This window comes from Prosthecobacter fluviatilis (assembly GCF_042655725.1).
GTDB lineage: Bacteria > Verrucomicrobiota > Verrucomicrobiia > Verrucomicrobiales > Verrucomicrobiaceae > Prosthecobacter > Prosthecobacter fluviatilis.
Genome location: NZ_JBHSMQ010000015.1, coordinates 99,511 through 106,379 on the forward strand (window position 1 = coordinate 99,511; position 6,869 = coordinate 106,379).

Sequence of the window (6,869 nt, forward strand, 5' to 3'; positions counted from 1 at the left end):
GGTTTCTGGGTGGAGGATTGGGATTCTCGAAGGCGAACTCAGGATTTCACCCGCACGGTGGCGATGGCCGAGAGGCCTGGGGAGAGCTGGGCGGAGAAGGCTTTCGTCTGGTCGGCAGCGAGACGGATTTTCACCGGCAGGCGCTGGACGATCTTGGTGAAGTTCCCGGTGGCGTTGTCAGGAGGCAGCAGGGTGAACTTGGCACCCGTGCCCGGAGAGAAGCTGTCCACCTGCCCCTGGAAGCTCTGGCCATGGATGGCGTCGATCTTGATCTCCACCGGCTGGCCGGGGCGCATCTGGGAGAGCTGGTTCTCCTTGAAGTTGGCCACCACCCAGGTGTCCTGGGAGACGACCGCCAGCAGGGCCTGCCCGGGCTGCACGTGCTGGCCGGTCTGGAGGGTGCGCTTGCCGATGCGGCCAGTTTCTGGCGCACGCAGCACGGTGTAGGAGAGCTGGAGCTCAGCGTCGTCCAGCACTGCCTGGGCGTGGTCACGTCCGGCTTTGGCCACGGCCAGATCTGCCTCGGCGGCGCGCACCCCTGCGGCGGAGGCCTCGGTGGCGGCTAAGGCCGCCGTGTGGCTGGCGGTCGCGGCCTCAAAGGCGGACTTGGCGCTGTCGAGATCCTGCCTGGAAATGGCCCTGCCTTCGGTCGTGAAGAGCTTTTCAGCGCGGTCAAAGTCGAGCCGGGCTTTCTCCAGCTGGGCTACGGTCACCTCCACCTTGGCAGCGGCCTCCCGCCCGGCAGCCTGAGCCCGTGCCAGGGCGGCCTCGGCCTGGGGGATCTGCGCGGTGGCCTGCTCCAGGGAGGTTTTGGCAAAGGCCAGCTTCATTTCGTAGTCACGCGGGTCCAGCTTTGCCAGCGGCTGGCCCTTGGTGACGAACTGGTTGTCCTGCACAAGGACCTCCAGCACGTCTCCGGTGATGCGGCTGCTCACGGGGTGCACGTCCGCCTCGATGAAGGCGTTGTCGGTTTCCTCAAACTTGGCCGCATAGGCCAGCCAGGAGGCAAGTGAGGCCACGGCCAAGGCCAGCAGGGGGATGCCGAGCAGCAGCAGCCGGGCGCGGGTGCCTAGCCTGCGCCGCTTGGTGGCGCTGCGGGAGCTTGGTGCCGGGGCTTCTTCGAGCCCGATGTCGTCGTGGACGAGGGTCTTGGCAGTCAGGGTTAGGGTGCTCATGTCTTTCAGAGGTGTTGTTTCGGCACCATCATCCCTCACCGCCCCCCTGCCGGACATGACTTGTTTCCTTTGCGTGTGATAGCTAAAAGCTATAAGTTGCTGGGTGGAATTGCGTCATTTGCGCTACTTCGTCGCCGTCGCGGAGGCCCTGAGCTTCAGCCGTGCGGCTACGCGTCTGCGGCTGGCGCAGCCCTCTCTGAGCACGCAGATCCGAGATCTTGAGGAGGAGCTGGGCCTGCAGCTGCTGGAGAGGAACCGGAACCACGTGGCGCTTACGGACGCTGGCACGGTCTTTCTGCGGGAGGCGCGTGCAGTGCTGACCCGTGCGGACAAGGCCGTGGCGCGTGCCAAAGAGGCTGCGGCGGGAACCACCGGGGAGCTGCGTGTGGGCTCCATGGGGCCGCTGACCATCAGCTTTCTGCCGGCCTGCCTCACGCGGCTGCATGCGGCCCTGCCCAAGGCGCGGATCAGCGTGCAGGAGACGGGCCCCTCAGACCAGCTGGCGCAGATCGCCGCAGGACGTGTCCACATCGGCTTCATCCCGGAGATCTTTGCCAAGCTCTCGGCGGCCAAAAAACTGGTGGTGCGCAACATCCTGCGCAGCCCGCTCATCGTGCTGGTCTCGGAGCATCACCCCCTGGCCAGGCGCGGCACCGTGCGCCTGCGCGAGCTGGAGGACGAGACCTTTCTGCACATCCTCATGTATGGCAGCGACGCTCAGCGTGTGTGGACGCGGGAAATCTGCCGCAGCATCGGCTTTCTGCCGCAGTTTGGCAGCGCGGCCTCGAACGCGGAGAATCTGGTGACGATGGTCGCCGCAGGAGCTGGAGTGGCTTTGATCCCGAAAATCGCCGAACGCACGGGCACTCCAGGCTGTGCAGCGCTGCTCGTGACTGACAAAAGCCTGCACTACGACCTCTGTGCGGTCTATGACGAGAACTTCCCCTCCGCATTGCGGGACACGTTTCTGGGCATCGTGGAGGAGGAGGCCAAAAAGGTCGAAAGCCAGGTGGCTGTGCGGTGAATGGCCCGCAGGGCCGTTTTAAGGCCCGTTTTGCCGCTTCAGCGCATCGATCAGGGCTGCGGGCTCGCTGACACTCAGCATCACGCTGTAACCCTCGGTGGTGGGAATGCGTGCCACACGGGTGGGATCGGTCACAAAGAGCAGGGCCTTCTCCCCGTTGCGCAGCTTGAACCAGCCGGAGGCATAACCGGGCAGCCCGGTGCCGTTGGTGCGCCATTTGGCCTGATGCTCCTTGTCCTGCCTGAGATTGGTTACCACCGCCTTCTCCAGTTGGAGAGACCGCAGCGGAATCAGGCGGCCATACAAGTCTCCCTGAATGCGCAGGCCTTCATGGGAGACGGTGCAGGTGACGTGCCGTGTGGACCATGCCAGATAGCCCAGGAGCGCGGCCCCCAGCAGCAGCACCAGCGCGATGATGGCGAGAACCCAAAGCGACTTGGCACTGGCAGGGATGATGGGGAAGACAAGTGTGGTGTCCATAAGACAGACGGTGCTCTGTGTGCAGCCAGATGCAACGGGCACAAAAAATCCGGCAGCCTTGCGGGCTGCCGGATGAGTTGTTTCCAGGGGCAGAACGAGCTTGGAGGCTCGTCTTACGCATTACGCATTGGCACGCAGGATCTGCGCGAGCACGTAGGGCAGGATGCCACCGGCGCGGTAGTAGTCGATCTCGACGGGGGTGTCGATGCGGACGATGACCGGGACATCGAAGCTGCTGCCGTCGGCCTTGTGGACGCGCAGGGTGGCCTCGCTCATGGGCTTGAAGTCGTTGCTCAGGCCCAGGATGTCGAAGGTGGCGTCGCTGAGGTCCTTGACCTTGTCGTAGTCAGCCTTGTCCTTGAAGTTGCAGGGCAGCACGCCCATGCCGACGAGGTTGCTGCGGTGGATGCGCTCAAAGGATTTGGTGATGACGGCTTTGACGCCGAGCAGACGCGTTCCCTTGGCGGCCCAGTCGCGGCTGGAGCCCATGCCGTAGTCTTCCGCACCGATGACGATCGTGGGTGTGCCAGCGGCCTTGTAGGCCTCGGCAGCGTCATAGATGCTCATTTCCGTGCCCGCAGGCTGCAGGAGGGTGTCGCCACCTTCCTTGCCACCCAGCATGAGGTTCTTGATGCGCACGTTGGCAAAGGTGCCGCGGGTCATCACCAGGTCATTGCCACGACGGCTGCCATAGCTGTTGAAGTCGGCTTGGGCGACTCCGTGCTCCAGCAGGAAGCGGCCGGCCGGGCTGGCCTTCTTGATCGCACCAGCCGGGCTGATGTGGTCCGTGGTGACGCTGTCGCCAAAGATGCCCAGCGGGCGGGCGCCTTTGATCTCGGTGATGTCTCCGGGCGTCATGCTGAAATCAGCGAAGAACGGCGGGTGCTGGATGTAGGTGGACTTGGTGTCCCACTCAAACACATCGCCCACACTGCCCTTGATCTCGTTCCATTTCGGATTCTGCGAGGCAAAGTCGGTGTAGAGCTTGCGGAAGACGTCCGGGGAGAGGGCGGACTCCATGGCATCACGCACTTCTTTGAGCGTGGGCCAGATGTCCTTCAGATAGACGCCGCTGCCGGGGACGAGCTCGTCTTTACTCAGATCGATGTCCACCGTGCCGGCGATGGCGTAGGCGACGACGAGCGGAGGGCTCATGAGGAAGTTGGCCTTGATGCTCTGGTGCACGCGGGCTTCGAAGTTGCGGTTGCCGGAGAGCACGCTGGCTGCCACGACGTCCTGGCCTTTGACCACGTCTTCAATGCCGGCGTCGAGCGGGCCGGAGTTGCCGATGCAGGTGGTGCAGCCGTAGCCGACGGTCTGGAAGCCGAGCTTGTCGAGCTCGACCTGAAGGCCGGTCTTGTTGAGGTAATCCGTCACCACACGGCTGCCTGGGCCGAGGCTGGTTTTGACGGAAGGCTTCACAGTCAGGCCCTTGGCGTTGGCCTTCTTGGCCAGGAGGCCTGCGGCCAGCATGACGCTTGGGTTGCTGGTATTGGTGCAGCTCGTGATGGCGGCGATGAGCACGCTGCCGTCGGTGATGCTGTCCTTGATGCCACCCTTGGAGTCCACGGTCACTTCATAGAAGGTCTTGTCAGAGACCACATCCACACCTGCTGCGGCTCCGGTCACATCGATGCCGTCGGCCTTCGAGGTACCGAGGTGCTCGACGACCTGGGAGGCAGGGGCCTTGCCAAAGCCACCGGCCTTCACATCGGCTACGAGCAGGTCGTTGAACTTGGATTTCAATGCAGGCACTTCGATGCGGTCCTGCGGGCGTTTCGGGCCGGAAACGCAGGGGACGACGGTGCTGAGATCCATCTCCATCTCGGTGGTGAACTCGAGCGAGCCTTTCTCGGTCGGGATTCCCCACATGCCCTGCGCCTTGTAGTAGTTTTCGACGGTCTTGCAAAGCTCTTCGCTGCGGCCAGTGCCACGCAGGTAGGCCACCGTTTCCTCATCCACGCCAAAGAAGCCCATCGTCGCGCCATATTCAGGGGCCATGTTGGCGATGGTGGCACGGTCTGTGACAGGCAGGCTGACAGCTCCAGGGCCGTAGAATTCGACGAATTTGCCCACGACGCCGAGCTTGCGCAGCTTCTGGGTCACTTCGAGCACGAGGTCCGTGGCGGTCACGCCTTCCTTGAGCGCACCCTTGAGGTAAACACCCACGACTTCAGGGACGAGGAAGGTCACAGGCTGGCCGAGCATGCCTGCTTCAGCCTCAATACCGCCCACGCCCCAGCCCACGACGCCGAGGCCGTTGATCATGGTCGTGTGCGAGTCGGTGCCGACGAGAGAATCGGGATAATAGACGCCGTCTTTCTCCAACACGCCCTTGGCGAGGTATTCGAGATTGACCTGATGCACGATGCCGATGCCCGGAGGCACCACCTTGAAGGTGTCAAAAGCCTGCTCACCCCACTTCAGGAACTGATAGCGCTCCTTGTTGCGCTCAAACTCAAGCTCAAGGTTTTGATTCAGCGCAGCCTGCGTACCAGCAAAGTCCACCTGCACGCTGTGGTCGACCACAAGATCGACCGGCACGAGGGGCTCCACCATCTTCGGGTTCTTGCCCAGTTCCTTGACTTTGGAGCGCATCGTCGCCAGATCGACGAGGAGTGGCACGCCAGTGAAGTCTTGCAGCACAATGCGTGCGACGGTGAAAGGGATCTCATATTCGCCGGGGGCCTTCGCGTTCCAGTTGGCGAGATTCTTCACATCTGCCTCGGTGACCTTCTTGCCGTCCAGATTGCGCAGCAGGGACTCCAGCACGATGCGGATGGAAACCGGCAGGCGGGAAACTTTGCCGACGCCGGCTGTCTCCAGTGCAGGAAGAGAGTAATACTTGCCGGGGGCGCCGGAACCTGTGGTGAAGGTAAGAGGGGTGTTCATTGGGATGAGTAGCGGCCAACGAAATAGCAAGAGTAGCAGGAATGACACCCTTTTTTTGGCCGACTCGTATTCTGCTCTTTAGAGGGCAGGGTAGAAGTGAGGGTGGAATAGAGAGGAAGAAGCGGCTGGTTAGCAGAAGGGTGGGGCAGGGACTGGAATGCAGGGCAGATGAAGAATGCAGCGGGACTTTGGCGGAAAACGGGAGAGGAGCTGGATAGAGGGTGGTTTTGGACAGCATCCAAAAACGGGTAAAGGGTGGCGCGCGAAGTGAGAGCGGTTCCCCAATGGATTTTCGGCAAGCGAGTGATTGGCGACGCTCCTGGCGTTTGGGAGACCCAGCGCTCTAACTCGCGCCGGGCTTGCGTTGGCTCAGCCCGAGGTAAGAAGCGGCCGTCCTCAGCCCGCCGTCGCCCGAAGTCCACGATGGCCGAGCAACGAAGCCAAGTGTGACCGGAAACGAGTTTTGGGAATTGCTGCAAGCAGGCAGTTGTCTCGCGTGGTGGCGCGGCAGTGACGTCAGAAAGTCGATCGGAGGGGGGGCTGCAAGTGATGAGAGCTTTAGTTCCCTTAAGTTCGCTTATAAAGGACTTCCGTCATCAGGTGCGAATGCTGCGTTTAACACCCTTCGCGCCATGCTCGCACCCACATGTAAGCTATTTGAGCCGTCAGTCTGAGAGGACAAACAGGATACGAGAAGGAAAAGCAGACCGAATCGAGGCCAGATGCAGCCACAAAACCTTCTTTTGAAGCTGACTCGAGGCTGATTCAGCCGCCGGCGAACCCAATTTGCAGGCTTTTTGGAACAAAAAATCAGCCCAAACGCGATTTTAGCACCAAAAACCTCAATCGAGGGGAATCAGCCGCTCAAACACGACTTTTTCGAGGCTCTGGGAGGCACGTTTTGGAAGCCTCGTACGTAGGCATAACGCGAGAAAAAGAGGGTTGGCATTGTTGGGTCTGCGAAGGGGTGAAAAACGGCGCAAAAAACGCCCTTTTCGGAGTCAAAATCGGCATTGGAAGGCGGTTTGGGTGCAAAAAAGTGAAGGTTTTTCGACAAAAACGTCAAAATGTAGTTGCAGGGTCTTAGACCTGTTCTACTATCCCAACCCGCAGCGAAAAACGCGGGCTGAGAAAAAAGGAAATAAGAGACTCAAGTCGCTCATTTCCAATTGAATCAGAAACGATCTTTTAGAAAACACAGAAGCAGCGGAACGAGGGTCAAACCGAGTTTCAGCTGTTCGAAAACAGAAAGCTAAATTGTGCGCTGCGCGAATAAGTGCGCAGGCATCTGTGGTTTA

At 61.0% G+C, this 6,869-nt stretch carries 4 protein-coding genes; 1 reads left to right on the plus strand and 3 read right to left on the minus strand.

Annotated elements, in window-relative coordinates:
- Positions 1–38: 38 nt before the first annotated feature.
- Positions 39–1,175 carry an HlyD family secretion protein gene (locus ACFQDI_RS24555; protein WP_377172032.1) on the minus strand — a complete coding sequence of 379 codons (1,137 nt, stop codon included), beginning with the start codon at positions 1,173–1,175 and terminating at the stop codon, positions 39–41.
- 103 nt (positions 1,176–1,278) lie between these two features.
- Between ACFQDI_RS24555 and ACFQDI_RS24560 the strand changes: the two genes are divergently transcribed.
- Complete coding sequence (locus ACFQDI_RS24560; RefSeq protein WP_377172034.1) at positions 1,279–2,199, plus strand: LysR substrate-binding domain-containing protein; 921 nt, start codon at positions 1,279–1,281, stop codon at positions 2,197–2,199.
- An 18-nt stretch (positions 2,200–2,217) separates the two neighbouring features.
- Here the strand turns inward: ACFQDI_RS24560 and ACFQDI_RS24565 are convergent, their stop codons facing one another.
- Both ACFQDI_RS24565 and acnA read right to left on the minus strand, forming a co-directional pair.
- Positions 2,218–2,679, minus strand: a complete 462-nt coding sequence (locus ACFQDI_RS24565; protein WP_377172036.1) for a PH domain-containing protein — start codon at positions 2,677–2,679, stop codon at positions 2,218–2,220.
- A gap of 120 nt (positions 2,680–2,799) precedes the next feature.
- Positions 2,800–5,571 carry an aconitate hydratase AcnA gene (acnA, locus tag ACFQDI_RS24570; RefSeq protein ID WP_377172039.1) on the minus strand — a complete coding sequence of 924 codons (2,772 nt, stop codon included), beginning with the start codon at positions 5,569–5,571 and terminating at the stop codon, positions 2,800–2,802.
- Positions 5,572–6,869 lie beyond the last annotated feature (1,298 nt).